Here is a 24543-nt window from a genome sequence, read left to right as displayed (position 1 = left end):
GTGCGGTCCGCCCGCCGCCCTAGGCGGGGGACCACACGCCCAGCTCGTTGCCGCTGGGGTCGGTGAAGTGGAATCGGCGGCCCCCGGGGAACTCGTAGGGCCCGTTGACCACCGTGCCCCCGGCGGCGCGCACGGCGTCGACGGACCGGTCCAGGTCGGTCGAGTACAGCAGCACGAACGGGCCCCCGGCGCGGACCTCACCGAAGGTGGTGAGGCCGCCGGCCTCGGGGGCGTCCGGGCCCGCGGGGTTCTGGATCCCCGCGTACTGCGGGCCGTAGTCGTTGAACCGCCACCCGAAGGCGTCGGTGTAGAAGCGCTTGGCGCGCTCCAGGTCGGTGGCGGCGATCTCGACGTAGTCGATGGCGTGGTGCTGGTGCTCGGTCATGGGGGCATGGTGCCCGATGGTCGTGACAGACGGGTGCGATCGGAGGGCGTGTCCCCGGCGCCGGTCGGGCAGGTGTGCGCGGAGGAGGTTCGGGTAGCGCGTTGGTGAGGGCTCGTGCACGACACTGATCCGGCCGAACAGGGGCGGCACGGCCCGGCCCCCGCCGGTCGTCGTGTGCTGACGGCGAATGGGGTGAGGACGGTGTTCCGAGACCGCGGAGAGGCCGGCGGGCGGCTGGCCGGAGCGGTGGCCGAACTGGAGCCTGAGCGACCGCTGGTGCTGGCGCTGCCGCGCGGCGGGCTGCCCGTGGCCGAGCATGTCGCCCAGGCGCTCGGCGCGCCGCTGGACGTCATCGTGGTCCGCAAGATCGGTGCCCCCGGCAACCCGGAGGCGGCGATCGGCGCGACCACGGCCGAGGGGCCGCCCCTGTTCGACAAGCGGGTGCTGGTCGCGCTGGGGGTCACCGAGGGCGACCTGGCGGGCCGGGTGGCCGACGCGCAGGCCGAGGCCCGGCGGCGGGTGGCGGCCTACCGCGGTGACGCGCCGGAACCGGAGATCGAGGGGCGCGACATCATCGTGGTCGACGACGGCCTGGCCACGGGCATGAGCGCCCTGGCCGCCGTGTCCGAGGTGCGCGAACGCGCGGCCGCCTCCTCGGTCGTCCTGGCGGTCCCGGTGGGGGCGCCCGACGCGGTGACGGCGCTGGAGGAGGTGTGCGACCGGGTCGTGTGCCTGTCCACACCGCCCGACTTCCGGGCCGTGAGCCTCTGGTACGACAGGTTCCCCCAGGTCGACGACGCCGAGGTGCGTCGGATCCTTCAGCGGGCCTGATGAGCGGCGGTTCCGGATGAGCGGCGGTCCTGACGAGGGGAGTGCACCATGACCATGCACGAGGTGACCGTGGCGACCGCGGGTGTGGAGGTCGGCGGGTACCTGGCGACCTACCCCGGCGTGACGGGGATCGTGGTCTTCGCGCACGGCAGCGGGAGTTCGCGGCACAGCCCGCGCAACATGGCAGTGGCCGAGGAGCTGCACCGGCGGGGGCTGGCCACCCTGCTCTTCGACCTGCTCACCCCGGACGAGGGCCGCGTCGACGAGCTCACCGCGGAGCAGCGCTTCGACATCGGTCTGCTCACCCGCCGGCTGACCGGAGCGGTGGACTGGCTGGCCACACAGGAGGAGACCGCGGACCTGCGGGTCGGGCTGTTCGGCGCGAGCACGGGGGCCGCGGCGGCGCTGCGCAGCGCCGCCGAGCGCCCGGACCGGGTGCGCGGTGTCGTCTCGCGCGGCGGCCGCCCCGACCTGGCCGGGACGGAGGCGCTGCAACTGGTGAAGGCGCCGACGCTGCTGATCGTCGGCGGCGCGGACCCGGAGGTCCTCCAGCTGAACCAGGAGGCCGCGGACCGGCTCTCGGCACCGAACCGGATCCATGTCGTTCCCGGCGCCACGCACCTGTTCGAGGAACGCGGGGCGATCGAGGAGGTCTCCGACGCCGCCGCCGAGTGGTTTCTGCTCACGTTCGGTGCGGACGGGCAGTGACCGGCCGCGTGCGGTGGACAGGACACGGCCCGCCGGCGACCGGTCGCCGGCGGGCCGGATCGGATCAGCCGCTGAGCTCCGGGTGGCCGAACAGGGTCGCGAACTCGGAGGGGAGCTGGCTGAGCAGTTGGTTGAGCTCGCCTCCGGACACGTTCTCCGCGACGGCGGTGAGCGTGGCGCTGGCGTCCCACTCGGCGGTCATGGGCCGCGCTCCGGTGGCGGCTGCCACGCGGTCGAGGAACTCCTCCACGCCGAAGGACTCGGCGTTCTCGAGTTCGCCCCGGTGCAGCGGCTCGGTGAGCGGTTCGGGCAGCTGAGCCGCCAGGTGCTCCACCCCATCGGCGGGCAGTCGGGGCGCGAGCGTGCCGAGCACGGAGTGCGCGACGTGTTCGGCCTCGTCGCGGTCGGCGTACTCGCCCAGTTCACGGACCTTGTTGAGGAACTCGTCGTACTTCATGTCGGCCTCCTCACCGTTGGTGGATGAGCGGCGTGGTCGTTGTCCTAGGACCGTGCCCCGGTCGGACGGAGGCGAATCATCCCTGGTCGGTCCGCGTGGCGCTGCTGACAGGGCGGTCGCGGTCCGGGTAGGCCTGAGGGCACCGGCGCGCGTGGCCGCGCCCGCTTCGTGGCGTGCTCGCCGAGGGCGCGGCCGGTCGGGAGCGCTCACTTCGGAACCATCGGGGGAGACGGATCCATGTCACGTGTGACCGCCGCGGTGCTGGCCGCGGTTCTGCTCGGGGGCGGCCTGCTCGGGCCCGCCGCGTGTTCGAGGGACAGCGCTCACGACCAGAGGGAGGTGGAGACGCCCGACGCGGTGGAGAGACCCGAGGAGACGCCGAACGTGGAGAAGTCCGACGGGGAAGGAGAAGGCGGGGAAGTGGCGCGGACGGTGCACGTGAGCGCCGAGGAGTTCTCCTTCGAGGGCTTTCCCGAGACACTGCCCGTGGGGACGGTCGAGTTCGTCCTCGACAACACCGGCTCGGTGGAGCACGACCTGGTGCTGGAGGAACTCGGTGACGAGGTGGTCGTCCCGGAGACGGCGCCGGGCGAGAGCGCGGCCGGCCGCGTGGCCCTGCTCCAGCGGGGTGAGTACACCTTCTACTGCTCGGTCGGCGATCACCGGGCGCGGGGCATGGAGATCACGGTGACGGCGGAGTGAGCCCGGCGGGCCGGTGCGGCGCGGACCGGCGCGGGATCGACGGCGTGGCGGTCCGGAGGGGAGCGGCGCCGTGTCGGTAGACCTGGGTGGGGGCGGTGTGTGATCCGTCCGCTCCGGGGGGTGACCGGCCCGGGGCTCACCGTCGTTCGTCGAAGGAGACCGTGCCCATGTCCCGTCTGACCCTGTCGGTCCTGGTGGTGGCCGGAGCGCTCGGCCTGTCGTCCTGCGGGGGCGGTGAGGCCGGGCCGGAGGAGCCGTCTCCGGAGGCGACGGCGGAGGCGACCGAGGAGATGCAGCCGCCGGTGGAGACCCAGGAGCCCGGTGACACCTCGGCCGCCGAGCCGTTGAGCGTCGCGGCCGACGAGTACACCTTCGACGGGATCCCCACGAGTCTGCCCGCCGGGACGATCGAGATCGACTTCGAGAACGTCGGCACGATGGGGCACGACCTGGTCGTGGAGGAGCTCGGTGACGAGCAGGTGATCCCGGTGACGGCTCCGGGGGAGAGCGCTCAGGGGGCGGTGTCCCTGGAACCGGGCGAGTACACCTTTTACTGCTCGGTCGGCGACCACCGGGAGCAGGGCATGGAGGTCGACGTCACCGTCTCATGACCGCTGACCGCCGAGCCGGCCGCGGGGCCGACCGACGAGGGTCCGCGCCCGGCGGCGCTCAGGTCAGGAAGCCGCGCAGCAGGGCCTCGCTGCCCTCCAGGTGTTCGCGTACGGCGAGCCGGGCCGCCTCGGGGTCGCCGGAGCGGATCGACTCGACGATCGCCAGGTGCTGGGCGCTGCTGTGCTCCAGGTTCTTGACGAGCATGGGCATGGCGTCGAGCAGGTCGTTGACGCGCATGCGCACCTCGGTCAGGGACGAGGACAGCGACGGCGAGCCGGTGAGTTCGGCGATGGTGAGGTGGAAGACGGTGTCGGTGCGGCGGTAGTCGTCGACCTCGGCGTCGTCGACCCGCGCCAGCCGTTCGGTGAGCAGGCGGTCCTGGTCCGGGGTCAGACCGGTCTCGGCCAGCAGGACGGCGGCGCCGGTCTCCAGGACGCGGCGGAAGGTGAGCAGGTCGTCGAGGTCGACGTGCATGTCCTTGAGGACGCGGCGGGCCTCGGCCCGGCTGGGGCGGGGGCGTACGTAGGTGACGAAGGTGCCGCCCAGACGCCCGCGCCGGGACTCGACGTAGCCCTCCTCCTGCAGCGCGCGGATGGCCTCGCGCAGGGTGATGCGGCTGACGCCCAGGCGGCCGGCGAGTTCGCGTTCGGCGGGGAAGCGGTCGCCGTGCGCGACCACGCCCAGTTTGATCGCCGACAGGAGCCGTTCGACGGTCTCCTCGAAGGCGTTGCCCGCCCGGACGGGGCGGAAGACGGCCTCGGCGGCCGGCCCGGCGTCGGCGTCGGGCTCGGCGTTGGTCCTGACCACCAGTGCCCTCCACGTTCGGTGACGCTCTTGCCTCCCTCAGGTTAGGGCCTGTCCGGTGGAGCGCCCTCCCGCCCCGGGCGTCGGGGCGGGTCGGCGCGGCGGGTCGGCGTGGCGGTGCCCCCTCACCAGCGGTCGGGGAGGGGGCGGGGCCGACCCCGGCTCCGGCTCACTTGAGCTCGGAGTCGGCCTCCTCGATGAGTGCGAACTCCTCCTCGGGGGCGTCGGCCACCAGGCGGTGGCGGGAGTAGAACCAGAAGTAGGCCAGGAACACCGCCAGGATCGCCGCGGTGACGGCTGCCCCGACCATGTCCACGAAGAAGGTGGCGGCCAGGGCGCACACCGCCAGCACGAGGGCGACGCCCGTGGTGACCGCGCCGCCGGGGGTGCGGTAGGGGCGCTCCAGGTGGGGTTCGCGCCGGCGCAGCACGATGTGCGAGGCCATCATGAGCACGTAGGAGACGGTGGCGCCGAACACGGCGATGTTGATCAGCCGGTCGCCGTCGGCCACGGTCACCGCGAGGAGGAACCCGATCGTCCCCGGCACGATCAGGGCCAGGTAGGGGGTGCGGCGCTTGCCGGTCACCGACAGCCGGCGCGGCAGGTAGCCCGCCCGCGACAGCGCGAACAGCTGGCGGGAGTAGGCGTAGATGATGGAGAAGAACGAGGCCACCAGTCCGGCCAGCCCCACGTAGTTGACGAAGCTCGCCAGGGCGGTGCCGCCGCCGTAGGCCTCGCGCAGCGCCTCGGGCAGGGGGTTGGTCGAGGAGGCCAGGGCGGCGGCGCCGGCGCCGCCGGGGGCGAGGACGAGCATGGCGGTGGCGGTCACCATCAGCACGCACATGGCCGCGATGATGCCGCGCGGCATGTCCTTGCGCGGTTCGCGCGCCTCCTCGGCGGCCAGCGGCACGCCCTCGACGGCCAGGAAGAACCAGATACCGAAGACGAAGGCGCCCAGGACGCCGGCGAATCCGTAGGGCAGGAAGGCGCTGGCGCCCAGCGCGGAGGTCGGTTCGATGTCGAACAGGTTGGCGGCGTCGAAGCGGGGGACCATGCCGACAGCGAAGGCGACCAGCGCCACGAGAGCCACGCCGGTGATCACGAACATCACCCGCAGTGCCTCGCCCACGCCCCACAGGTGGATGCCGACGAACACGGCGTAGCACACGAGGTAGACGGGCCAGGCGTTGGTGAGCCCGAACAGGCCCAGCGCCTCGACGTAGCCGCCGATGAAGACCGCGATGGCGGCGGGGGCGATGGCGTACTCGATGAGGATGGCGGTGCCGGTGGCGAAGCCGCCCAGCGGCCCCAGGGCGCGCCGGGCGAAGCCGTAGCCCGCTCCGGCGGTGGGCAGGGTGGAGGCGAGTTCGGCCAGCCCCAGGACCATGCACAGGTACATGGCGCCCATGAGGACGGTGGCGATGAGCAGACCGCCCCAGCCGCCCTCGGCCAGGCCGAAGTTCCAGCCGGCGAAGTCGCCGGAGATGACGTAGGCCACGCCCAGTCCGGCGAGCAGCACCCAGCCGGCGGCCCCGCGTCTGAGCTGGCGCCGGCGCAGGTAGTCGTCCCCGGCGGCGGCGTACTCGGCCCCCTGGATCTGGACCGGGCGGTCGTTGGTGTCGGACATGGGCGCTCCCTCGGTTCGGTTGCCCCGTGGCCTGGCAGGACCAACGATGCTCTTATTGGTTCATCGCCAGTCCTTTTGGATTACCGGAGATGGTCTTCCGGTCGGGTCCGAGCTGTCAAGGGGAGTAACACGCTATTGACAGGCGGGTACCTCGCTGGTTGCATGACCGATGAATGGTCTGAGACCAAACCAAAGGCGTCGGTGGCCGGACACGGCGCGGACAAGGAGTCCCAGGTGAACGAGCACGGCGGCCCCCCACTGTCCCTGGACGAATTGCGGCGCGAAGCGGCCGAGGGCACCCTCGACACCGTCCTGGTGGCCTTCACCGACATGCAGGGCCGGCTCCAGGGCAAGCGCCTGTCCACCCGCTTCTTCCTGGAGGAGGTCCTCGACCACGGCACCGAGGGCTGCAACTACCTGCTGGCCGTGGACGTGGACATGAACACCGTCGACGGGTACGCGATGTCCTCCTGGGAGACCGGCTACGGCGACTTCGCGATGGTCCCCGACCTGTCCACGCTGCGCCGCACCCCCTGGGCCGAGGGCGCGGCCATGGTCACCGCCGACCTCACCTGGCACGACGGCAGCCCCGTGGCCGCCTCGCCCCGCCAGATCCTCAACCGCCAGCGCGAACGGCTCGCCGAACGCGGCTGGCACGCCCTGGTCGGCACCGAGCTGGAGTTCGTGGTCTACCGAGACAGCTACGAGCAGGCCTGGAACCGCGCCTACCGCGACCTCACCCCCGCCAACCAGTACAACGTCGACTACTCCGTCCTGGGCGGCGCCCGCGTCGAGCCCCTCCTGCGCCGCATCCGCAGGGAGATGACCGGCGCCGGCCTGTACGTGGAGTCGGCCAAGGGCGAGTGCAACCTGGGCCAGCACGAGATCGCCTTCCGCTACGCCGAGGCGGTCCGCACCTGCGACCAGCACAGCGTGTACAAGAACGGCGCCAAGGAGATCGCCGCCCAGGAGGGGATGTCCCTCACCTTCATGGCCAAGCCCAACGACCGCGAGGGCAACTCCTGCCACATCCACCTGTCCCTGCGCGACGACGAGGGCACTCCCGTCATGGCGGAGGGGCGCGGCATGTCCGCGGTGGGCCGCCAGGTCCTGGGCGGCCAGCTCGCCGCCCTGCGCGAGTTCACGCTGCTGCTGGCGCCCAACATCAACTCCTACAAGCGCTACGTCCCGGGCAGCTTCGCCCCCACCGCCGTCGCCTGGGGGCCCGACAACCGCACGTGCGCGCTGCGCCTGGTCGGCCACGGACCCTCGCTGCGGCTGGAGAACCGCGTCCCCGGCGGCGACGTCAACCCCTACCTGGCCACCGCCGCCCTCATCGCCGCCGGACTGCACGGCGTGGACAAGGGCATCGAGCCGCCCGCGCCCCTCACCGGCAACGCCTACGCCTCCGGGCTGCCCACGGTTCCCACCACCCTGCGCGAGGCCCTGGAGCTGTGGGAGGGCAGCGAGCTGGCCCGCACGGCCTTCGGGGAGGAGGTCGTGGAGCACTACGCCCACAACGCGCGGGTGGAGCTGGCCGCCTTCGAGGCCGCCGTCACCGACTGGGAGATGTTCCGCGGCTTCGAGCGGATGTGACGCCGCGCGGCCGCACCGCGCAGCGCCCGCACCGACGCGCGACGGAACGCCCGTGCGCCCGCACAACCGCACGACCGCACCGACGAACAGGGGGAGACAGTGGGGACCGAGCACGAGGTGGTCGACCCGGCCACGGAGGAGGTCCTGGCCACCGTCGGCCTGGCCTCGGCCGAGGAGACCGACACGGCGGTCGCCCGCGCCGCCGCGGCCTTCCCGGCCTGGCGGGACACCGCGCCCGGCGAGCGCGCGCGCCTGCTGCGCGCCGTCGCCGCCGCCCTGGACGAACACGGTGAGGAACTCGCCCGCCTGGAGGTGCGCAACGCCGGGCACCCGATCGGCCAGGCCCGCTGGGAGGCCGGCAACGCCCGCGACGTCTTCCAGTACTACGCGGGCGCGCCCGAACGCGCCGCCGGACGCCAGATCCCCGTCCCCGGCGGGTGGAGCGTCACCTTCGCCGAACCGCTCGGCGTGGTCGGCGTCATCGTCCCGTGGAACTTCCCCATGCCCGTCCTGGCCTGGGGCGCCGCCCCGGCACTGGCCGCGGGCAACACCGTGGTCGTCAAACCCGCCGAGCTGACACCCCTGACCGCCCTGCGCATCGGTGAGCTGGCCCGCGAGGCCGGGCTGCCCGACGGCGTCCTGCAGATCCTGCCCGGCGCCGGGCCCGTGGCAGGGGACCGCCTGGTACGCCACCCCGACGTCGCCAAGATCGCCTTCACCGGCTCCACCCGGGTGGGGCGAGGCATCATGGCGGCCTCCGCCGACCGGCTCAAGCGCCTGACCCTGGAACTGGGCGGCAAGAGCGCCAACATCGTCTTCGCCGACGCCGACCTGGAGAAGGCCGCCGCGGCCGCCCCCGGCGGGGTCTTCGACAACGCGGGCCAGGACTGCTGCGCCCGCTCCCGGCTGCTGGTCCAGCGCCCGGTCCTCGAACGCTTCATGGACCTGCTGCGCCCGGCCGTGGAGGCCGTGACCGTCGGCGACCCGGGCGATCCGGCCACCGACATGGGCCCCCTGATCAGCGCAGCCCAGCGCGACCGCGTCGCCGGCTACGTCGACGGAGCGAAGGTGGCCTTCCAGGGTAGCGCGCCGGACGGTCCCGGGTTCTGGTTCCCGCCCACCGTCCTGACCACGACCGACCCCGGCGAGCCCGCCTTCCGGGAGGAGATCTTCGGCCCCGTGGTCTCGGTCCTGCCCTTCGACACCGAGGAGGACGCCGTGCGCATCGCCAACGACTCCGACTTCGGCCTGGCCGGATCGGTGTGGACCCGCGACGTCGGCCGCGCGCTGCGGGTCTCGCGCGCGGTCCGGGCCGGCAACCTGTCCGTCAACTCGCACTCGGCGGTGCGCTACTGGACACCCTTCGGGGGCATGAAGCAGTCAGGCATCGGCCGTGAGCTGGGGCCCGACGCGCTGGACGCCTTCACCGACACCAAGACCGTCTTCGTCTCCGACGACACCTGAGGGAGCGCACATGAACCGGTTCGACCAGCGCGTCGCCGTCATCACCGGAGCCGCGGGCGGCATCGGCCGCGCCACCGCCAGGAGGCTGGCGGACGAGGGCGCGACCGTCGTCGCCGTCGACCTGGACGAGGAGGCGGGCAAGCGGGTGGCCGAGGAGGTGGGCGGCCGCTTCCTGCGCGCCGACGTCACCGACGAGGCCGAGGTGGAGGAGCTGTTCGCGACGGTCCGGCGCACCTGCGGGAGCGTGGACGTGGCGTTCAACAACGCGGGGATCTCCCCGCCCGAGGACGACTCGATCCTCACCACCGGGCTGGACGCCTGGCGCCGCGTCCAGGAGGTGAACCTGACGTCGGTCTTCCTGTGCTGCAAGTACGCGCTGCCGTACATGCGCGAGCAGGGGCGCGGCTCGATCGTCAACACCGCCTCCTTCGTGGCCACGATGGGCGCGGCGACCTCCCAGATCTCCTACACCGCCAGCAAGGGCGGCGTCCTGGCGCTGAGCCGCGAACTGGGCGTCCAGTTCGCCCGCGAGGGCATCCGCGTCAACGCCCTCTCGCCCGGACCGGTGAACACCCCGCTGCTGCGGGAGCTGTTCGCCAAGGACCCCGAGCGGGCGGCCCGCCGCCTGGTGCACGTCCCGCTGGGGCGCTTCGCCGAGGCGGAGGAGATCGCCGCCGCGGTGGCGTTCCTGGCCAGTGACGACGCCTCGTTCATCACCGGGTCCAACTTCCTCGTCGACGGGGGCATCTCCGGTGCCTACGTCACCCCGGAATAGGAGGGCCGCAGACGTGCCACCGATCATCGGTGTCTCCGCCTACGCCCAGACCGCCCGCTGGGGCGTGTGGGAGATGCCCGCGGTCCTGCTGCCCGGCGCGTACACCGACGCCGTCACCGCGGCCGGGGCCGTGCCGGTCCTGCTGCCCCCGCTGACGGGGGTCGCCGACGCCGTGGCGCGCCTGGACGGGCTGCTGCTGGCGGGCGGCGGCGACATCGGCCCCGGCCTGTACGGCGCCGAGGCCGAGGAGCACACCGCCGGGGTGCAGGCGGCGCGGGACGGGGCGGAGAGCGCCCTGCTCGCGGCCGCGCTGGAGCGGGGGATCCCCGTCCTGGGCGTGTGCCGGGGCATGCAGCTGCTCAACGTGGCCCGCGGAGGCACGCTCGTGCAGCACCTGCCCGACCGGGTGGGGCACGACGGGCACCGCCGCACGACGGGGGTGTTCGACGACCATCCCGTGACGGTGGCGGAGGGGTCGCGGACCGCGCGCGTCCTGGGGCGCACGCGCCTGGACGCGCCCTCCTACCACCACCAGGCCGTGGACGTCCTGGGCGAGGGCGTGGTCGCCACGGCCTGGGCCGGCGACGGCACGGTGGAGGCGCTGGAGTACGCCGACACCGCCGACGTGCTCGGCGTGCAGTGGCATCCGGAGATGGGCCGCGATCCGGCGCTGTTCGACTGGCTGGTCGAACGGGCCTCGGCCCGGTGTGGCAGGCTGGCGGCCGACCCGCCGACCTGAGCCCGGAGGCACAGTGCCGACCAACGCCATCAGTACCGGACCCCGCGACTACGACGTGCTCGTGGTCGCGGGAGCGGGGGTCGACACGATCGTGCGTGTCGACTCCCTGGCCCTGCCCGAGGGCGACTCGGTGTTCGTGCCGCCGGTGCTGGACTACGTGGGCCACACCGGCAACGGGGTGGCGCTGGGCTGCCACGCGCTGGGGCTGGCGACCAAGTTCGTGGACTTCCTGGGCGACGACGTCCAGGGGCGCATGGTCCTGGACGCCTACGCCGAGCGCGGGCTCGACTTCAGCCACGTGGTCTCACCGCACGGCACGCCCCGGGGTGTGAACCTGGTCGACGCCCAGGGCCGGAGGTTCTCCTTCTTCGACGGCCGCCACCCGGCCGACCTGAGGCTGCCCCGCGAGTTCTACCTGCCGTTCGTCGAGCGCGCCCGGCACGTGCACATGTCGATCATGGGACACAACCGGGACGTCTACGACGACCTGGAGCGGCTGGGGGTGCCCAGCTCCACCGACCTGCACGACTGGGACGGCCGTGAGGAGCACCACCTGCACTACGCCCTGCGCTCGGACCTGGTCTTCCTCAGCGCCGCCGCGATCCACGGCCGGGTGGGCGAGGTGATGCGCGGCGTGCTGGAGCGCGGCCGGGCCGGGCTGGTCGTGGCCACCGACGGAGCCGAGGGCTGCCACGTGCTCGAACGCGGCTGGGCGGAACCCGTGCACGTGCCCGCCGCCGACCCCGGGGCCCCGGTCGTGGACACCAACGGCGCGGGCGACTCGTTCGTCGCGGCCTTCCTGTACGCCCGGCTGGAGGGCAGGCCGTCCGTGGAGTGCGCGCGGGCCGGCGCGGTGGCGGGGGCCCACGCGTGCACCACCGCCGGCACGCACACGGACTTCTTGACTTCCAGCGGTCTCAGCAGGCTGGCACGGTTCACCCCGAAGGGCTAGCCCATCCGAGCGTGAGGGTGTTCTTGGCCGCGTTCACGTCCGCATGAGCCGTGTGCCCGCACGCGCCGCACCTGAACACCGATGGGCTCTCTCGGTTGTCCGGTGCGTGGTGCCCGCACGGGTTGCAGCTCTGGGAGGTGGCCACCGCCACGGCCACACCCCGGTCCACGCCGACCGCGCTGTCCGGGCGCTCGTGCTGCTCGGGGGTGCTCTGGTCGTCCTCGCACAGCAGGGACACGAACCAGTGGGCGCCATCGTGTGAGACGGTGGCGGACCGGATGGTGCCCTGCGGGGCGCGGGACCACCGCAACCGGACCCACCCGAGCTTGGGCAGTTTGAGGCGTCCCCATGTGCGGCCGAGCCGTTCGACGCCCATGCGCGACCCGTCGGGGAAGCGGAACGGGGGCTTCCAACGGTGCTCGGCCCGCCAGCGGACGTGGAACGTGCCGTGGTCGGAGCACGCCCGGTCCAGATCCTTCAGCGTCTGTTGGAGGACGTGGGACGGTGCCGCCCTCAGCCACTCCTCTTCGTCCTTGGCATGGGCGAGCCGGCGGGCTTGCAGGTGGTAGCCGCAGAACGGCTGGTCGTATCCGCGCTGCCCCCGCTGGACGGCTCGGCGGCGCTGGTCCAGGGCGGTGTTCCACACCGCACGGGAGATGTCGCCGTACTCCGCGCCGGCAAAGGACTTCATCGCCCCGTCCGCCCTTCGCCGCCTCACCGGTGAGGGCGCCCAGTAGTGTGCCCTAGTGTTTCGGCTGGGGGAGGCACTGTGGACAACGAATGGTTCGGGCGTCGGACCTACCGGTGGTCGGACTGGACGGTCGAGGGGCTCGCGGAGCTCAAGCGGCGCAGCGGGACGACCGTCAGCCTGGTCATCCCGGCCAAGAACGAGGCGGCGACGGTCGGCGGCATCGTCGCCCGCGTGCGCGCTGCACTGGTGGAGGACGTTCCCCTGGTCGACGAGCTGGTCGTCATGGACTCCGACTCCACCGACGACACCGGCGCGCTCGCCCGCGCCGCCGGAGCGCGGGTGCACCGCGTGATGGACGTGCGCCCGGACCTGGGCCACCACCGGGGCAAGGGCGAGGCCATGTGGAAGTCGTTCTTCGTCACCTCCGGTGACGTCGTGGCGTTCATGGACGCGGACCTGGTCGAGTGGGACACCCACTTCGTGTCGGGTCTGCTGGGCCCCCTGCTGACCGAGCCGGGCGTGGACCTGGTCAAGGCGTTCTACGACCGGGTCCTGGACCAGGCCGGCGCCGGGGCGGGCACCAACGAGGGCGGCCGGGTCACCGAGCTGGTCGCCCGGCCCACCATCGCGCTGCGCTGGCCGGAGCTGGCGGGCGTGGTCCAGCCGCTGTCGGGGGAGTGGGCGGTGCGCCGCGAACTCCTGCGTGACCTGCCGGTGCCCACGGGCTACGGGGTGGAGCTGGCCGTGCTGGTGGACACCTACCTCGGCCGCGGGGCCGACGCGATCGCCCAGGTGGACATGGGCCGGCGCGCCCACCGGCACCAGAGCCTGCGCGGGCTGGGGGCGATGGCCACCGAGCTGCTGGCCGTGGCCGACCGCCGGGTCGGTCTCGGGCAGGGGCGCGAGGCGGTCGAGGTGCGCCAGTTCGACACGGGCGGGCGGACGATGACACGTACGGTGAGTGTGGTCGAGCGGGGCCCCGCGGGCCAGGTGGCGCCCGCACCCGAGTGGCACCAGGGAGAGGTGGCCGATTCGTGCTGAGACTGCGGGGCCGGGACTACGGCCCGGACGCGGCACTGGTGATGGCGATCGTCAACCGGACCCCGGACTCCTTCTACGACCGGGGGGCGACCTGGGACGACGGGCCCGCGTTCGAGCGTGTGCGCCGGGTCGTGGCCCAGGGGGCCGACATCGTCGACATCGGCGGTATCAAGGCGGCTCCGGGTGAGGAGATCGGCGCGGACGAGGAGAAGCGCCGGATCGTCGACTTCGTCGCGGGGGTGCGGCAGGAGTTTCCCGACCTGGTCATCAGTGTGGACACCTGGCGGGCGTCGGTGGGCCGGGACGTGTGCGAGGCCGGCGCCGACCTGCTCAACGATGCCTGGGGCGGGTACGACCCGGAGCTGGCCGAGGTGGCCGCGGAGTTCGGGGTCGGGCTGGTGTGCACGCACACCGGCGGGGTGACCCCGCGGACCCGGCCGCACCGGCTGCACTACGACGACGTGGTGCGCGCGGCGATCGACTCCACCGTGGCCCTGGCCGAGCGGGCTGTGGCGCTGGGGGCGCCCGCGGAGTCGGTGCTCATCGACCCCGCCCACGACTTCGGCAAGAACACCTGGCACTCGCTGGAGATCACGCGCAGGCTCGACGAGATGACGGCGACGGGCTGGCCGGTGCTGGTGTCGCTGTCCAACAAGGACTTCGTGGGTGAGACCCTCGATCTGCCCGTGGGCGAGCGGTTGACCGGCACGCTGGCGGCGACCGCGGTGTGCGCCTGGCACGGGGCACGGGTCTACCGGGTCCACGAGGTGGTGGAGACCCGCCAGGTCCTGGACATGGTCGCCACGATCAGGGGTGTACGGCCGCCCTCACGGGCAGTGAGAGGCTTGGCGTAGGGCGTGTTCAGCGTCAGAGGGGACTCGATGATCGTCGGAACCGCTGTCTGTCCGCATCCGCCGCTGCTGCTGCGTGAGCTCACCGGTGGGCAGGACGTCGCCGCGGAGCTGCGCAAGGCCTGTGAGGAGGCGCTGGCGTCGCTGGTCGCGCTCGGGCCGGAGGTGGTCGTGGTCGTGGGCGGAGCCGACACCGGTGGCCGCCACGAGCCGGGACCGGCGCCGGTGGGGGCCTTCGGCGGGGCCGGGGCGCGTTCGGCCGAGGGCGCGCTGCCGCTGAGCCTGGGGGTCGCCGGCCGGCTGCTCGACGCGGTGGGCGGTGCGGTCCCGGTCGAGATGTACACGGTGGCCTTCGGCGCCGGCCCCGACGCGGTGGCCGAGCTGGCGCGCGCGATCGCCGACCGCCCGGAGCGGGTCGGGCTGCTGGTGATGGGCGACGGCAGTGCGCGCCGGGGGGTCAAGGCGCCCGGACACCTGGACGAGAGGGCCTTCGACTTCGACGAGCGCGTGCGGCGGGCCCTGGCCGGGGCCGACCCGTCGGCCCTGTCGGGGCTGGAGCCGGATCTGGCCGCGGAGCTGTGGGTGGCCGGACGGGCCGCCCTGCAAGTGATGGCGGACGCGGTGGCGCGCGGCGGCGCGTCCTACCGGTCCGAGGTGCTCTATGCCGACGACCCGTTCGGGGTCATGTACACGGTGGCGGTGTGGTCGTGCGACTGCTGATGAACGACGTCGCGCCCGGCGCGGCCGAGCCCGGCGATCCGGTGGACGACTCGGTCCTGGAGGCGCTGTACGCCTACCCCGACACGGTCGGGCGGCCGTGGGTGCGGGCCAACATGGTCGCCACGCTCGACGGGGCCGCCGCGGGCAACGACGGCCGGACCGGGACGATCAACACCGAGGCCGACCTGGTCGTGTTCACGCTGCTGCGGGACCTGGCCGACGTGGTCCTGGTGGGTGCCGGGACGGCGCGCGCCGAGGGCTACCGCCGCCCCACGCCGCGCACGGGCGCGCGGCGAGCGCGGGCCGAGGCGCAGGGGCGCGCGGCGCATCCGGCGCTGGCGGTGGTGACCCGCACCGCGCACGTGCCGCCGCTGCTGGCGGCCGAGGAGACCGACCGCGGCCAGGTGTGGCTGCTGACCTGCCAGGAGGCGGGTGAGCCGGCGCTGGAGCGGGCGCGTGCGGCGCTGGGGCCCGAGCGGGTGCTGGTGCTGGGCGAGGCGGAGGTCGACCTGGTCGCGGCCGTGGACGCGCTGCACGAGCGGGGGATGTCCCGGATCCTGTGCGAGGGCGGCCCGCGGCTGCTGCGGGACGTGGCGGCCGAGGGCGTGCTCGACGAGCTGTGCCTGACCGTCGTGCCGGTGCTGGCCGCGGGGGCGGAGCAGCGCATCACCGCGGGCGCGGGTGTGGACCAGGAACTGGTGCCGCGCCTGCTGCTGGAGGGCGGGGGAACGCTGCTGCACCGGTGGATCCGTCCCTGAACGGACCGCGCCCGAGTGGAGCCCGCTTGTGCGGAGCCCCGCCAGAGCGGACCGTCCCTGAGCGGAGCCCCGCTCCGGCCTGCCCCTCACCCCGCGAGGTGGGCGGCGGCGTCCTCGGCGTCGTCGAGCAGCCGCCGCTGGCGGTCCTGGACCCCCGCGAGCTCCCCGGGGGTGCTGCGCCGCAGTTCCCGGCGCCGGCCCCCGCGGGAGGCGAGGGCGAGCGAGGCCGAGCGGGGCAGGCCCGCGGCGGCGCCCCCGGCGGCCAGTGCCGCCCGGACCCGGCGGCGGTGGTCCCACCGGGCGGCGAGGTAGACGAGCATCGCGGCGGCGAAGATCACCAGGACCTTGGCCATGATGACCAGCACGGTGTTCCCGAACAGGGGCGCGTCCAGCAGCCAGTGCATCGCCATGGCCAGCAGCACCAGTCCGGTCGCGGCGGCCGCGCGGCGCGGTCCGGGCCGCCAGGCGACCGGGGTCAGCAGGCCGACGGCGGTTCCGGCGACGGCGGTCATCGCCCAGTGCGAGCCCAGACCGGTCAGCCCCACGCGCAGGACCGTCGACTGGACGACGGAGAGCGCGCCGGCCGTGGCTCCGGACTCGACGATGGCGCTGACGGCGTAGATGAGGTTCTCGGTGACCTCGAAGCCCAGGCCGGCGAGGGCGCCCAGGACGAAGCCGTCGGCCGGGCCGCGCAGGGCGCGGGGGAAGGCGACCGCCACGAGGACGACGCCCGCGAGTTTGAGCAGTTCCTCGTTGAACGGCGCGGTCAGGGCCGCACCCCAGGCGGTGGCCAGGTCCAGGCCCAGGACGGCGGACCACGCGCCGCCCAGCGCGGAGTTGGCGATGACCCCCGCTCCGGTCGCCGCGGTCAGGCCCCACAGGGCCGCGGTCGCGCAGGGGAGCGGGTCGGGTGCGCGGACCGGGCGGATGCGCCGGAAGAGCCAGAACCCGAAGCCGAGCGTGGCGGCGGCCAGAACGAACGCGAGGGCCACTTCGCCGGGGAAGACCCGGGTGGAGCCGGACAGTTGGCCGACCAGGACCAGGAGTCCGGCGGCGCACCCCAGCGCGATGGCGGCGGTGGCCGCGAGCGCGGGCGGTCGCGGCCCGGCTGTGCGGGCGTGGCGGGCGTGGGGCAGGACGCCCGCCCCGGTACCGGGGGCGCCGGCGCGGGGCGCGTCCGAGCCGGCCGCGCGGGCGCGGGAGACGCGTCGGCGCGGTGCGGGGACGGACCCGTCCGCGGGCCGGGTGACGCGGAAGGCGCGGCTCATACGTCCTCCTGGTGGAACGTGATCGAGGTCAGGACGTCGTCCACGGCGGCCAGGTCGGCGCGGGTGGCGTCGCGTCCGGCGAGCGTCATCGACACGGCGAACCGGCCGTCGGGGGAGGGGTACAGGACGGCGGTGCCGGATTCGGTGTCGCTGGTCAGCGTGCCGGTCAGGCCGCGTGTGCCGTCCTGCGCCGTGGTGGTGTCGGGGGCGCCCAGGCGGGCGGAGCCGTCCCGGGCGCGCAGCGTGCGGTCCAGGCCCCGCCACAGCTCCGGGGCGGTGGGCGGGACGGCGGTGGTGGGGGTGACCGTGGTCAGGGTGAGTTCGGCCGGGCCCCGGCTGAAGTGGTAGACGCGCTCCGCGGTGCTGGTGCCCGAGTGCAGGTCCCAGCCGTCCTGGCGGAGGGTGAACCGCGCCTCGACCTCCTGGCTGGAGCCCACCTGGAGGGTGCGGCCGGACGGGACGGGCTCGGTGTCGGGCAGGGCCGCGTCGAGCAGGGGCCACCCCGTGACCAGCACGGCGACCACCGCGACGGACAGGCCCAACGCCCACCAGGAGCCGTCCGCGCCCGGGGGTCCGTGCGGCGGCCGCTCGTCGGTCTCCGGCGCCATGGCACCCCTCTCGTCGCACGTGGTGAGGCCTCGTCACGGACAGCGAATCATCCGCGTGGGTGCTCGTTCGCGAGGAACGGCGGACTTGGCGTACGTTTGCGGCGATTTCACACAGTCCGGGGATTTCGGCCGCCGAGGCGCCGTCCGCGTCCCGGCACCGGTGGGGAGGCGGCGGCATGGGTGCGCGGTGGATCGCGGGTGTCGTGGGGGTTCTCCTGGCGGTGAGCGGGTGCTCGCTGCTGCGGTCCGAGGATTCGCCGTGCTGCGTCGATCCCGACCTGGACCAGGACGTGCACGAGGGGGTGTTCGGACCCCCGGGGGCCGCGATCCGGGCGCGGTTGGAGGTCGTGGAGGTCGCCGCGCTGGAGGACCGCCTCCGCACCACCGTGCACTTCACGAACGAGGACGACGAACCGGCCTCGTTCGGCACGGACTACTTCACCGGTGGTGAGGGTTCCGCCAGCGGGATCCGTGTTCTGGACACGGACCACCAGCTGTACTACGGGCCCGACCCGGACCTGGGGAGCCGGCCGGAGGAGGAGTTCGTGTGGGAGCCGGACGTCACGCACGAGATCGTGGTGGACGCGCCGCGGCTGCGGAGGGAGCCTGGGACCGTGACGGTCCTGGCCCCCGACGGGACGGCCCTGTACCGGGACGTGGCCGTCGTGGACGGCGGCGGGTCATCGCGTCGGGCGGGAGGGGCGGATCCGGTCACGTTCCCCGTGGCCGACGGTGTCCCCGAACCGGCGGACCCCCTGCCGCTCGTGTGGCGCGAGAAGGCCGATGCCCCCGAACCCGAGGGCGAGGTGGGCGCGTCCACCGAACGCGAGTGGGCCGAGGGCGGGCGGGTCTGGCGGCTCTCGATCGACTCCGTCCACCGCGACGGCGCCATCGGTTTCGTCCGGTACACGCTCACGCTCGTCTCCGGCCGCCCCCCGGCGGGAGAGGACCCGGAGGACCTGCCCGCGGACCTGGACCTGACCGTGGTGGACTCCGACCTGCTGATGCCCAGGCCCGAACAGCGGGTGGACACCGAGGACGGCGCCCTGTCCCTGGGGCGGATCTCCTGGGCCGTGTTCGACCGGGCCGGCCAGGAGATCGAGGGGTCCCTGCTGGTGATGTCCCACCGGCGCGAGGAAGCGCGCGTCGACGTCCACGCCGGGCCCTTCGGTGTGATCGAGCACCAGGACGTCCTCGGCCACTGACCGGCACGGCCTCAGGGCGTGTCGGCGACGATGACGCGCAGGGCGGCGGGCCGCTTGGTGAACCGGACCGTCTCCCCGCACTCCCACACCTCGCCGTCCAGGGACATGTGCCGGTGTCCGGCCGGAAGTGAGAGCGTGAGCTCGGTGGCGAGCCGGCTGGAGTACCCGTCCCCTCCCCGGGAGCGGTCGAAGAGGATGTCCGTGAGGGCGTGCCACCGGGGCGAGTGCCGGGAGGCCCCCAGCACGCGCACGTCCAGGCGCCCGTCGTCCAGCCGCTCGCGCATCGCCGGGACGCGACCGTGCGTGCGGTAGCGGCAGTTGCCGACGAAGGCCCACCACACGCGGGTCGGCCGGCCGTCGATCCGGGTCGGGGTGGGTTCGACCTCCCGCAGGTCCCGCCACAGGGCGAGTCCGAACGCGGGCCACTTGCCGATCCTGGGCGCCCAGCGGTCGCGCCGCCGTACCAGGCGCGGGTGGGAGCCGAACGTCGCGGTGTTGAGGAAGACCCGGCCGTCGGCCTCGCCCACGTCGACCCGGGCCAGGTGGCCGTTCGCGTAGGCCCGCAGCGCGGTCTCGACCGAGGTCAGGCCGAGGGTGCGCGCGAAGTTGTTCAGGGTGCCGGTCGGCAGGACGAGCAGGGGCCGGTCGTGCTCCAGTGCGGCGCGGGCCGCGGCGTTGGCCGTGCCGTCGCCGCCCGAGACCGCCAGGATCCGCGAGGTGCGGGCGGCCTCGTCCATCACCGCGGCCATGTCGTCGTCGGGTGTCAGCGGCACGATCCGGGCCTTCGGCAGGGACCGCGTGACACGGTCCGCGGTGTCACCGAAGCTCGGCGACCCGATGCCCGTGCCCGCGGAACGGGGGTTGACCACGACGGTCACGCCGGAGCCCTCGGGGTCGCCCCCGGCCGAGCCCTCGGGGACGGTGCGCGCGCCCGAGACCAGTTCGGGGCGGGCGGGCAGCGCGGCCCGCGACAGCACGGCCGTGGCGGCGCCGATCGCCAGGCCCCCGGCCACGTCGCCGGGGTAGTGGACGCCGCTGTGCACCCGGGAGAGGGCCACGGCGCCGGCGATGCCCCAGACGACGGCGGACAGCGGGCGCGGCGCGTCGACGGCGATCCCCCCGGCGAAGGCCGCCGCGGCGGCGGTGTGCCCGGAGGGGAACGAGGAGTTGCCGTAGGTGCGGTAGGGCCGGCGGGCGCTCGGGACGCGGGAGCTGTCCGGGCGTGAGCGGGTGACCAGGTTCTTGACCACGAAGGAGGCGGCGTTGGCGGCGCCGGCGGCGGCGATCGCCCGGAGCGCGGTCCGGCGCAGGCGGGGCCCGCCGACGGCCGCGAGCGTGGCCGAGACCAGCAGCCACGGCGCCATGTGGTCGGTGGCCTGGACGAAGCGGGGCGTCACCGGGTCCAGCGCGGGCGGTCCGATCGCCGTCACCTTCTCGTAGAGGTAGCGGTCGGCACGGCTGAAGGGTCGGGACAGGTGCGGTCGCATGCCTCCAGGGTGGGCCCCCTCGGCGCCGGTGTCCAGGAACCGGCGGGTGTGGATCGGCCCACATGTCGTGATCAATCCGTGACATAACCGGGGCAATCCGACCCGCGCCCCCGTGACGAATCACCCGTGTACGACAGGTGCGAACGAGTGAAGAGGACCCATGGTCACGGGCCACACCGCCCCCCGCCGCAGGATCGCCGTCATCGGCTCCGGGATCTCCGGACTGACGGCCGCCCACATCCTGAGCCGACAAGCCGACGTCACCCTCCTGGAAGCGGACGACCGCCTCGGCGGGCACGCGCACACCCACCGCGTGGCGACGGCGACGGGCGCGGAACTGTCCGTCGACAGCGGCTTCATCGTGCACAACCGGCGCACCTACCCCCACCTGCTGCGCCTGTTCGACGAGCTCGGGGTGCCGACCCGCCCCACCGAGATGAGCATGTCCGTGAGCTGCGACGGGTGCGGCCTGGAATACGCGGGAGCGCGGGGCCTGCCGGCCCTGGCGCCGAACCGGTCCCGCCGCAGCACCGCCTACCTGCGCATGCTGGCCGAGGTGCCCCGCTTCCACCGTGCCGCCCGGCGCACGCTCGACACCGGCCCGCCCTCGCCGGTCCGCGAGCCCACTCTGGGCGACTTCGCCCGCCACTACCGCTTCGACGGGTACTTCGTCGCCCACTTCCTGTTGCCGCTGGTGTCCGCGGTGTGGTCGTGCCCGCCGGGTACGGCCCTGGACTACCCGGCCCGCTACCTGTTCGCCTTCCTGCGCCACCACGGGATGCTCTCCGTGTGGGGCTCCCCGTCCTGGCGAACGGTCGAGGGCGGCTCCCATGTCTACGTGGAGAAGGTGGTCGCGGGCCTGGCCTCGGTGCGCACCGGCGCCCCCGTCACCGCCCTGGCGCGTACGGACCGCGGGGTGGGGCTGCGGGTCGGATCGGAGGAACTGGAGTTCGACGCGGCCGTGGTGGCCACCCACGCGGACCAGGCCCTGGCCCTGCTGGCATCGCCCACCCCGGTCCAGAAGGAGGTGCTGGGGGCCTTCGGCTACTCGCGCAACCGCACCCTGCTGCACACCGACACCGGCGTCCTGCCCCGGGACCGCGCCACGTGGGCGAGCTGGAACCACCGGCTGTCCTCGTGCGAACCCGACGCCGCGCCGGTCCGCGTCAGCTACCACATGAACCGCCTGCAGCACCTGACCGGGGACGAGCAGTACGTGGTGACGCTCAATGACGGGGGCGCGGTCGGCTCCGAGCGGGTCGTGGCCGCCATGGACTACGCCCACCCTGTGTACACCCCCGCCTCCGTCGCCGCCCAGCGGCGGCTCGGTGAACTGAACGACGGCGTGGTGGCCTTCGCCGGAGCCCACCACGGATGGGGCTTCCACGAGGACGGGTGCCGCTCGGGGGCCGTGGCGGCGGAGAGCCTGGGGGTGCGCTGGTGAGCACACCCGGCGTTCCGGCGCTCTACGAGTCCACTGTGCGCCACGTGCGCGCCGAACCGGTGCGCCACGCCTTCGCCTACCGCACCTACTACTGGCTGGTCGACCTCGACGACCTGCCGCGCCCGCCCTGGCCGCTGCGGTTGCTCAGCGGTTTCCACGCCGCCGACCACGGCGCGGGGGACGCACCGTCCACGCGGGCCGACATCGACGCCTACCTCGCCGGGCACGGGGTCGACCTCGGCGGCGGGAGCGTGCTGATGCTGGCCCACGCCCGTGTGCTCGGCCACGTCTTCAACCCGTTGACCGTGTACTGGTGCCACGACCGCGGGGGCGACCTGGTCCGGGTCATCGCCGAGGTCCACAACACCTACGGCGGGCGCCACCGGTACCTGCTGGACGTCGACGGGCGCGGCAGGGCCGAGGCCGACAAGCGCTTCCACGTCTCCCCGTTCAACCGGGTCGAGGGGCACTACCGGCTCAGCCTCCCGCTTCCCGGGGACGAGGTCGCCCTCACCGTCGCCCTGCACCGGCGGGACCGGCCGCCCTTCGTTGCCTCGGTGCGGGGCGTGCACCGCCCCGCCACCCCCGGCGCGCTGCTGCGGCTGGCGCTGCGCCACCCCCTCGCCCCGCTGGTCGGCGCGCTGCGGATCCGCCGCCAGGGGATCGGGCTCTATCTGCGCGGCCTGCCGGTCCACGCGCCGCGCGCCCACGACCGAACGCGAAGAGAACGGACGGACGAACCGCGATGAACACCACCGACGACACGACGACCCCGCTCAGGGCACCCGGTGTGGACGCCCGGCGCTGGCCCGACGTGGCCCGGGTCCCGGCGAGGGGACCGCGCGTCCCCGTCGCTCGCGCACTGGTCTCGCACGCCGCCCGGCGGGCCGGCATCCGCCTGCACGCGGGGCAGGGGGAGCCAGCCGAGGCCGGGCCGCCCGTGCTGTGCGTGCGCGACGCCGACGCCTTCCACCGCCGCCTGGCCGTCGGAGGACTCATCGGCTTCGGCGAGTCCTATATGGCGGGGGAGTGGGACTCCCCTGAGCTGGTCCGCCTGCTCACCGTGCTCGCGCAGGGCTACGAGGACCTGGTCCCGCGGCCGCTGCGGCCCCTGCGGCACCTCACGCTGCCGCGGCGCCGGCCGTCCTCGGACCGCAACACGCGCAGCGGCGCGCGGCGGCACATCAGCCACCACTACGACCTGTCCAACGACCTCTTCGCGACCTTCCTCGACCCCACCATGACCTACTCCAGCGCGTTGTTCGACGACGGTGAGGAACGCGCCGCGCACACGCTGGCCCGAGCCCAGCGGCGCAAGATCGACCGGTTGCTGGACGGCGCCGGCGTCACGGACGGCACCGACCTGCTGGAGATCGGTACCGGCTGGGGCGAGCTGGCCGTGCGCGCCGCGCGTCGCGGGGCCCGTGTCACCACGGTCACCCTGTCCACGGAGCAGCGCGACCTGGCGCGCGAGCGCGTCGCCGCGGCCGGTCTGGCCGACCGGGTCGACGTGGAGCTGCGCGACTACCGCGACCTCGTCGGCACCTACGACGCGGTGGTGAGTGTGGAGATGGTCGAGGCGGTCGGCGAGCGCTACTGGCCGGTCTACTTCGCCGGGCTCGACCGCCTGGTGCGCCCGGGCGGGCGGGTCGGCCTGCAGAGCATCACCATGGAGCACGGCCTGATGCGCGCCTCGCGCACCTCCTACACCTGGATGCACAAGTACATCTTCCCGGGCGGACTGATCCCCTCGGTCACGGCCATCGAGGAGCAGTTGCGGGACCGGACCCGGCTGCGGGTGGCCGACCGGCTCGCCTTCGGCGCCGACTACGCCGACACCCTGCGGCTGTGGCGCCAGAACTTCGAGGACGCCGCCGAGCACGTCGCCGACCTCGGATTCGACGACACGTTCCGCCGCATGTGGTCCTTCTATCTCGCCTACTGTGAGGCCGGCTTCCGCGCCGGCATGATCGACGTGGAGCAACTGGTGCTGGAGCGCTCCCGGTGACCGGAGTGGGAGCGTTCCTGTTCACGGGCCTGCTCAGCGCGCTGGCTCTGGCGGTGCTGATGCTGGGCGCCTTCGCCGTGGGCCGACGCGTGGGCCGGCACAGCGTCGTGGACGTGGCCTGGGGCCTGGGGTTCGTACTGGTGGCCGCGGTCAGCCTGTCCACGGCCACGGCCGACCACACGCGGGCCTGGCTGCTGTTCGCCCTCGTCGCCGTGTGGGGCGTGCGCCTGGCCGCGCACATCCACCGGCGCAGCCGCGGACACGGCGAGGACCCCCGGTACGACCGCCTGCTCTCGCGCGCCCCCGGGAACAGGGACCTCTACGCCCTGCGCGTGGTCTACCTCCTCCAGGGTGCCCTGGTGTGGCTGATCGCCCTACCGGTCCAGGTCTCGGCGCACGCCTCCGGTCCGCTCGGCGGCCTCGCCGCGGTCGGTGCGGCCCTGTGGCTGTTCGGGTTCCTCTTCGAGGCGGTCGGGGACGCCCAGCTGCGCCGTTTCAAGGCGGACCCGGACCACCGCGGCCGGATCATGGACCGCGGGCTGTGGGCGTGGACGCGCCACCCCAACTACTTCGGGGACGCGTGCGTGTGGTGGGGCCTGTTCCTGGTCGCGTCCGGATCCTGGTGGGTCCTGCTGACGCTCCCGGCCCCCCTCGTGATGACGTTCCTGCTCACCAAGGGATCCGGGCAGCGCCTGCTCGACGAGCACATGGCCGGTCGGCCGGGCTGGGCGGAGTACGCCCGCCGTACGAGTGCCTTCGTGCCCCGGCCGCCGCGGCGGGACGCGTCCTGAGCGCGTCCCGCCGCGGGGG

Annotated in this window: 26 protein-coding genes; 18 read left to right on the top strand and 8 right to left on the bottom strand. The window is 73.9% G+C overall.

Translation table 11 applies throughout. The features are described from left to right. Positions 1 to 19 precede the first annotated feature (19 nt). On the bottom strand, positions 20 to 385 hold the full coding sequence (locus HNR10_RS05160; RefSeq protein WP_179821262.1) for a VOC family protein: 366 nt from the start codon (positions 383 to 385) through the stop codon (positions 20 to 22). A gap of 201 nt (positions 386 to 586) precedes the next feature. Between HNR10_RS05160 and HNR10_RS05155 the strand changes: the two genes are divergently transcribed. Both HNR10_RS05155 and HNR10_RS05150 read left to right on the top strand, forming a co-directional pair. After that, positions 587 to 1216, top strand: a complete 630-nt coding sequence (locus HNR10_RS05155; protein ID WP_179821261.1) for a phosphoribosyltransferase — start codon at positions 587 to 589, stop codon at positions 1214 to 1216. 48 nt (positions 1217 to 1264) lie between these two features. Then, on the top strand, positions 1265 to 1924 hold the full coding sequence (locus HNR10_RS05150; protein ID WP_179821259.1) for a dienelactone hydrolase family protein: 660 nt from the start codon (positions 1265 to 1267) through the stop codon (positions 1922 to 1924). A 64-nt stretch (positions 1925 to 1988) separates the two neighbouring features. Here the strand turns inward: HNR10_RS05150 and HNR10_RS05145 are convergent, their stop codons facing one another. After that, positions 1989 to 2381, bottom strand: coding sequence for a DUF2267 domain-containing protein (locus HNR10_RS05145; RefSeq protein ID WP_179821257.1), 393 nt, complete (start codon positions 2379 to 2381; stop codon positions 1989 to 1991). Positions 2382 to 2618: 237 nt separating this feature from the next. On the opposite strand from HNR10_RS05145, the gene HNR10_RS05140 reads away from it, so the two are divergent. Then, positions 2619 to 3083 carry a cupredoxin domain-containing protein gene (locus HNR10_RS05140; RefSeq protein WP_179821255.1) on the top strand — a complete coding sequence of 155 codons (465 nt, stop codon included), beginning with the start codon at positions 2619 to 2621 and terminating at the stop codon, positions 3081 to 3083. A gap of 167 nt (positions 3084 to 3250) precedes the next feature. Then, positions 3251 to 3694: a cupredoxin domain-containing protein gene (locus tag HNR10_RS05135; protein ID WP_179821253.1), complete on the top strand. Its 444-nt coding sequence runs from the start codon at positions 3251 to 3253 to the stop codon at positions 3692 to 3694. 58 nt (positions 3695 to 3752) lie between these two features. Here the strand turns inward: HNR10_RS05135 and HNR10_RS05130 are convergent, their stop codons facing one another. Both HNR10_RS05130 and eat read right to left on the bottom strand, forming a co-directional pair. Further along, positions 3753 to 4502 (bottom strand): FadR/GntR family transcriptional regulator, encoded by a 750-nt coding sequence (locus HNR10_RS05130; protein ID WP_179821252.1) that lies wholly within the window; start codon positions 4500 to 4502, stop codon positions 3753 to 3755. Positions 4503 to 4668: 166 nt separating this feature from the next. After that, positions 4669 to 6126 (bottom strand): ethanolamine permease, encoded by a 1458-nt coding sequence (eat, locus tag HNR10_RS05125; RefSeq protein WP_179821250.1) that lies wholly within the window; start codon positions 6124 to 6126, stop codon positions 4669 to 4671. 234 nt (positions 6127 to 6360) lie between these two features. Here eat and HNR10_RS05120 point away from each other — a divergent pair, with 234 nt between their 5' ends. The 5 genes from HNR10_RS05120 (at position 6361) to HNR10_RS05100 (ending at position 11652) form a co-directional block, all read left to right on the top strand. Then, positions 6361 to 7722: a glutamine synthetase family protein gene (locus tag HNR10_RS05120; protein WP_312889123.1), complete on the top strand. Its 1362-nt coding sequence runs from the start codon at positions 6361 to 6363 to the stop codon at positions 7720 to 7722. Between the two features lie 99 nt (positions 7723 to 7821). Further along, positions 7822 to 9186: an aldehyde dehydrogenase family protein gene (locus HNR10_RS05115; protein ID WP_179821246.1), complete on the top strand. Its 1365-nt coding sequence runs from the start codon at positions 7822 to 7824 to the stop codon at positions 9184 to 9186. Positions 9187 to 9196: 10 nt separating this feature from the next. Further along, entirely contained in the window at positions 9197 to 9961 is a 765-nt protein-coding gene (locus HNR10_RS05110) for a 3-oxoacyl-ACP reductase (RefSeq protein ID WP_179821245.1), read from the top strand. Between the two features lie 13 nt (positions 9962 to 9974). Then, positions 9975 to 10700 (top strand): gamma-glutamyl-gamma-aminobutyrate hydrolase family protein, encoded by a 726-nt coding sequence (locus tag HNR10_RS05105; protein WP_179821243.1) that lies wholly within the window; start codon positions 9975 to 9977, stop codon positions 10698 to 10700. Positions 10701 to 10713: 13 nt separating this feature from the next. Beyond that, positions 10714 to 11652 carry a carbohydrate kinase family protein gene (locus HNR10_RS05100; RefSeq protein WP_312889122.1) on the top strand — a complete coding sequence of 313 codons (939 nt, stop codon included), beginning with the start codon at positions 10714 to 10716 and terminating at the stop codon, positions 11650 to 11652. Here the strand turns inward: HNR10_RS05100 and HNR10_RS05095 are convergent. Then, positions 11636 to 12343, bottom strand: a complete 708-nt coding sequence (locus tag HNR10_RS05095; RefSeq protein WP_179821241.1) for an RNA-guided endonuclease InsQ/TnpB family protein — start codon at positions 12341 to 12343, stop codon at positions 11636 to 11638. The genes HNR10_RS05100 and HNR10_RS05095 overlap by 17 nt on opposite strands. Positions 12344 to 12421: 78 nt before the next feature. On the opposite strand from HNR10_RS05095, the gene HNR10_RS05090 reads away from it, so the two are divergent. Genes HNR10_RS05090 through HNR10_RS05075 form a run of 4 tightly spaced genes read left to right on the top strand, consistent with a single transcriptional unit; the run spans position 12422 to position 15713 of the window. Further along, entirely contained in the window at positions 12422 to 13384 is a 963-nt protein-coding gene (locus HNR10_RS05090) for a glucosyl-3-phosphoglycerate synthase (RefSeq protein ID WP_179821238.1), read from the top strand. Beyond that, positions 13378 to 14238: a dihydropteroate synthase gene (folP, locus tag HNR10_RS05085; protein ID WP_179821237.1), complete on the top strand. Its 861-nt coding sequence runs from the start codon at positions 13378 to 13380 to the stop codon at positions 14236 to 14238. Before HNR10_RS05090 ends, folP begins: the two co-directional genes overlap by 7 nt. A gap of 27 nt (positions 14239 to 14265) precedes the next feature. Next, positions 14266 to 14955, top strand: a complete 690-nt coding sequence (locus HNR10_RS05080; RefSeq protein ID WP_179821235.1) for a class III extradiol ring-cleavage dioxygenase family protein — start codon at positions 14266 to 14268, stop codon at positions 14953 to 14955. Then, positions 14937 to 15713 carry a pyrimidine reductase family protein gene (locus HNR10_RS05075; protein ID WP_312889121.1) on the top strand — a complete coding sequence of 259 codons (777 nt, stop codon included), beginning with the start codon at positions 14937 to 14939 and terminating at the stop codon, positions 15711 to 15713. Before HNR10_RS05080 ends, HNR10_RS05075 begins: the two co-directional genes overlap by 19 nt. An 86-nt stretch (positions 15714 to 15799) precedes the next feature. On the opposite strand, the gene HNR10_RS05070 is transcribed toward HNR10_RS05075, so the two are convergent. Further along, on the bottom strand, positions 15800 to 16981 hold the full coding sequence (locus HNR10_RS05070) for a PrsW family intramembrane metalloprotease (protein ID WP_179821233.1): 1182 nt from the start codon (positions 16979 to 16981) through the stop codon (positions 15800 to 15802). Then, complete coding sequence (locus tag HNR10_RS05065) at positions 16978 to 17589, bottom strand: hypothetical protein (RefSeq protein WP_179821232.1); 612 nt, start codon at positions 17587 to 17589, stop codon at positions 16978 to 16980. Before HNR10_RS05065 ends, HNR10_RS05070 begins: the two co-directional genes overlap by 4 nt. A gap of 176 nt (positions 17590 to 17765) precedes the next feature. Here HNR10_RS05065 and HNR10_RS05060 point away from each other — a divergent pair, with 176 nt between their 5' ends. Then, on the top strand, positions 17766 to 18794 hold the full coding sequence (locus tag HNR10_RS05060; RefSeq protein WP_179821230.1) for a hypothetical protein: 1029 nt from the start codon (positions 17766 to 17768) through the stop codon (positions 18792 to 18794). Between the two features lie 11 nt (positions 18795 to 18805). Here HNR10_RS05060 and HNR10_RS05055 read toward each other — a convergent pair whose 3' ends face one another. After that, positions 18806 to 20281 carry a bifunctional phosphatase PAP2/diacylglycerol kinase family protein gene (locus HNR10_RS05055; RefSeq protein ID WP_179821228.1) on the bottom strand — a complete coding sequence of 492 codons (1476 nt, stop codon included), beginning with the start codon at positions 20279 to 20281 and terminating at the stop codon, positions 18806 to 18808. Positions 20282 to 20441: 160 nt separating this feature from the next. Here HNR10_RS05055 and HNR10_RS05050 point away from each other — a divergent pair, with 160 nt between their 5' ends. The 4 genes from HNR10_RS05050 to HNR10_RS05035 are packed head-to-tail and all read left to right on the top strand — an operon-like array spanning position 20442 to position 24524. Continuing rightward, positions 20442 to 21725 (top strand): NAD(P)/FAD-dependent oxidoreductase, encoded by a 1284-nt coding sequence (locus tag HNR10_RS05050; protein WP_179821226.1) that lies wholly within the window; start codon positions 20442 to 20444, stop codon positions 21723 to 21725. After that, complete coding sequence (locus tag HNR10_RS05045) at positions 21677 to 22474, top strand: DUF1365 domain-containing protein (protein ID WP_312889120.1); 798 nt, start codon at positions 21677 to 21679, stop codon at positions 22472 to 22474. The genes HNR10_RS05050 and HNR10_RS05045 overlap by 49 nt, the downstream gene beginning before the upstream one ends. After that, a complete protein-coding gene (locus HNR10_RS05040) occupies positions 22471 to 23733 on the top strand; it encodes an SAM-dependent methyltransferase (protein ID WP_179821222.1) in 1263 nt (420 codons plus the stop codon). The genes HNR10_RS05045 and HNR10_RS05040 overlap by 4 nt, the downstream gene beginning before the upstream one ends. Then, the gene (locus HNR10_RS05035; protein WP_376769732.1) at positions 23730 to 24524 is read left to right on the top strand and encodes a DUF1295 domain-containing protein; all 795 of its coding nucleotides are present in this window, start codon (positions 23730 to 23732) and stop codon (positions 24522 to 24524) included. The genes HNR10_RS05040 and HNR10_RS05035 overlap by 4 nt, the downstream gene beginning before the upstream one ends. Positions 24525 to 24543 lie beyond the last annotated feature (19 nt).

It is taken from the genome of Nocardiopsis aegyptia (genome assembly GCF_013410755.1).
GTDB lineage: Bacteria > Actinomycetota > Actinomycetes > Streptosporangiales > Streptosporangiaceae > Nocardiopsis > Nocardiopsis aegyptia.
The sequence above is the reverse complement of the archived record's forward strand: the minus strand, read 5'-3'. Positions and strand labels throughout refer to the sequence as shown.

Coding starts and splice junctions, on each gene's coding strand:
- HNR10_RS05160 (WP_179821262.1), bottom strand. CDS start 385: ATGACCGAGCACCAGCACCACGCCATCGACTACGTCGAGATCGCCGCC.
- HNR10_RS05150 (WP_179821259.1), top strand. CDS start 1,265: ATGACCATGCACGAGGTGACCGTGGCGACCGCGGGTGTGGAGGTCGGC.
- HNR10_RS05145 (WP_179821257.1), bottom strand. CDS start 2,381: ATGAAGTACGACGAGTTCCTCAACAAGGTCCGTGAACTGGGCGAGTAC.
- HNR10_RS05140 (WP_179821255.1), top strand. CDS start 2,619: ATGTCACGTGTGACCGCCGCGGTGCTGGCCGCGGTTCTGCTCGGGGGC.
- HNR10_RS05135 (WP_179821253.1), top strand. CDS start 3,251: ATGTCCCGTCTGACCCTGTCGGTCCTGGTGGTGGCCGGAGCGCTCGGC.
- eat (WP_179821250.1), bottom strand. CDS start 6,126: ATGTCCGACACCAACGACCGCCCGGTCCAGATCCAGGGGGCCGAGTAC.
- HNR10_RS05110 (WP_179821245.1), top strand. CDS start 9,197: ATGAACCGGTTCGACCAGCGCGTCGCCGTCATCACCGGAGCCGCGGGC.
- HNR10_RS05095 (WP_179821241.1), bottom strand. CDS start 12,343: ATGAAGTCCTTTGCCGGCGCGGAGTACGGCGACATCTCCCGTGCGGTG.
- HNR10_RS05080 (WP_179821235.1), top strand. CDS start 14,266: ATGATCGTCGGAACCGCTGTCTGTCCGCATCCGCCGCTGCTGCTGCGT.
- HNR10_RS05070 (WP_179821233.1), bottom strand. CDS start 16,981: ATGAGCCGCGCCTTCCGCGTCACCCGGCCCGCGGACGGGTCCGTCCCC.
- HNR10_RS05065 (WP_179821232.1), bottom strand. CDS start 17,589: ATGGCGCCGGAGACCGACGAGCGGCCGCCGCACGGACCCCCGGGCGCG.
- HNR10_RS05060 (WP_179821230.1), top strand. CDS start 17,766: ATGGGTGCGCGGTGGATCGCGGGTGTCGTGGGGGTTCTCCTGGCGGTG.
- HNR10_RS05055 (WP_179821228.1), bottom strand. CDS start 20,281: ATGCGACCGCACCTGTCCCGACCCTTCAGCCGTGCCGACCGCTACCTC.
- HNR10_RS05050 (WP_179821226.1), top strand. CDS start 20,442: ATGGTCACGGGCCACACCGCCCCCCGCCGCAGGATCGCCGTCATCGGC.
- HNR10_RS05040 (WP_179821222.1), top strand. CDS start 22,471: ATGAACACCACCGACGACACGACGACCCCGCTCAGGGCACCCGGTGTG.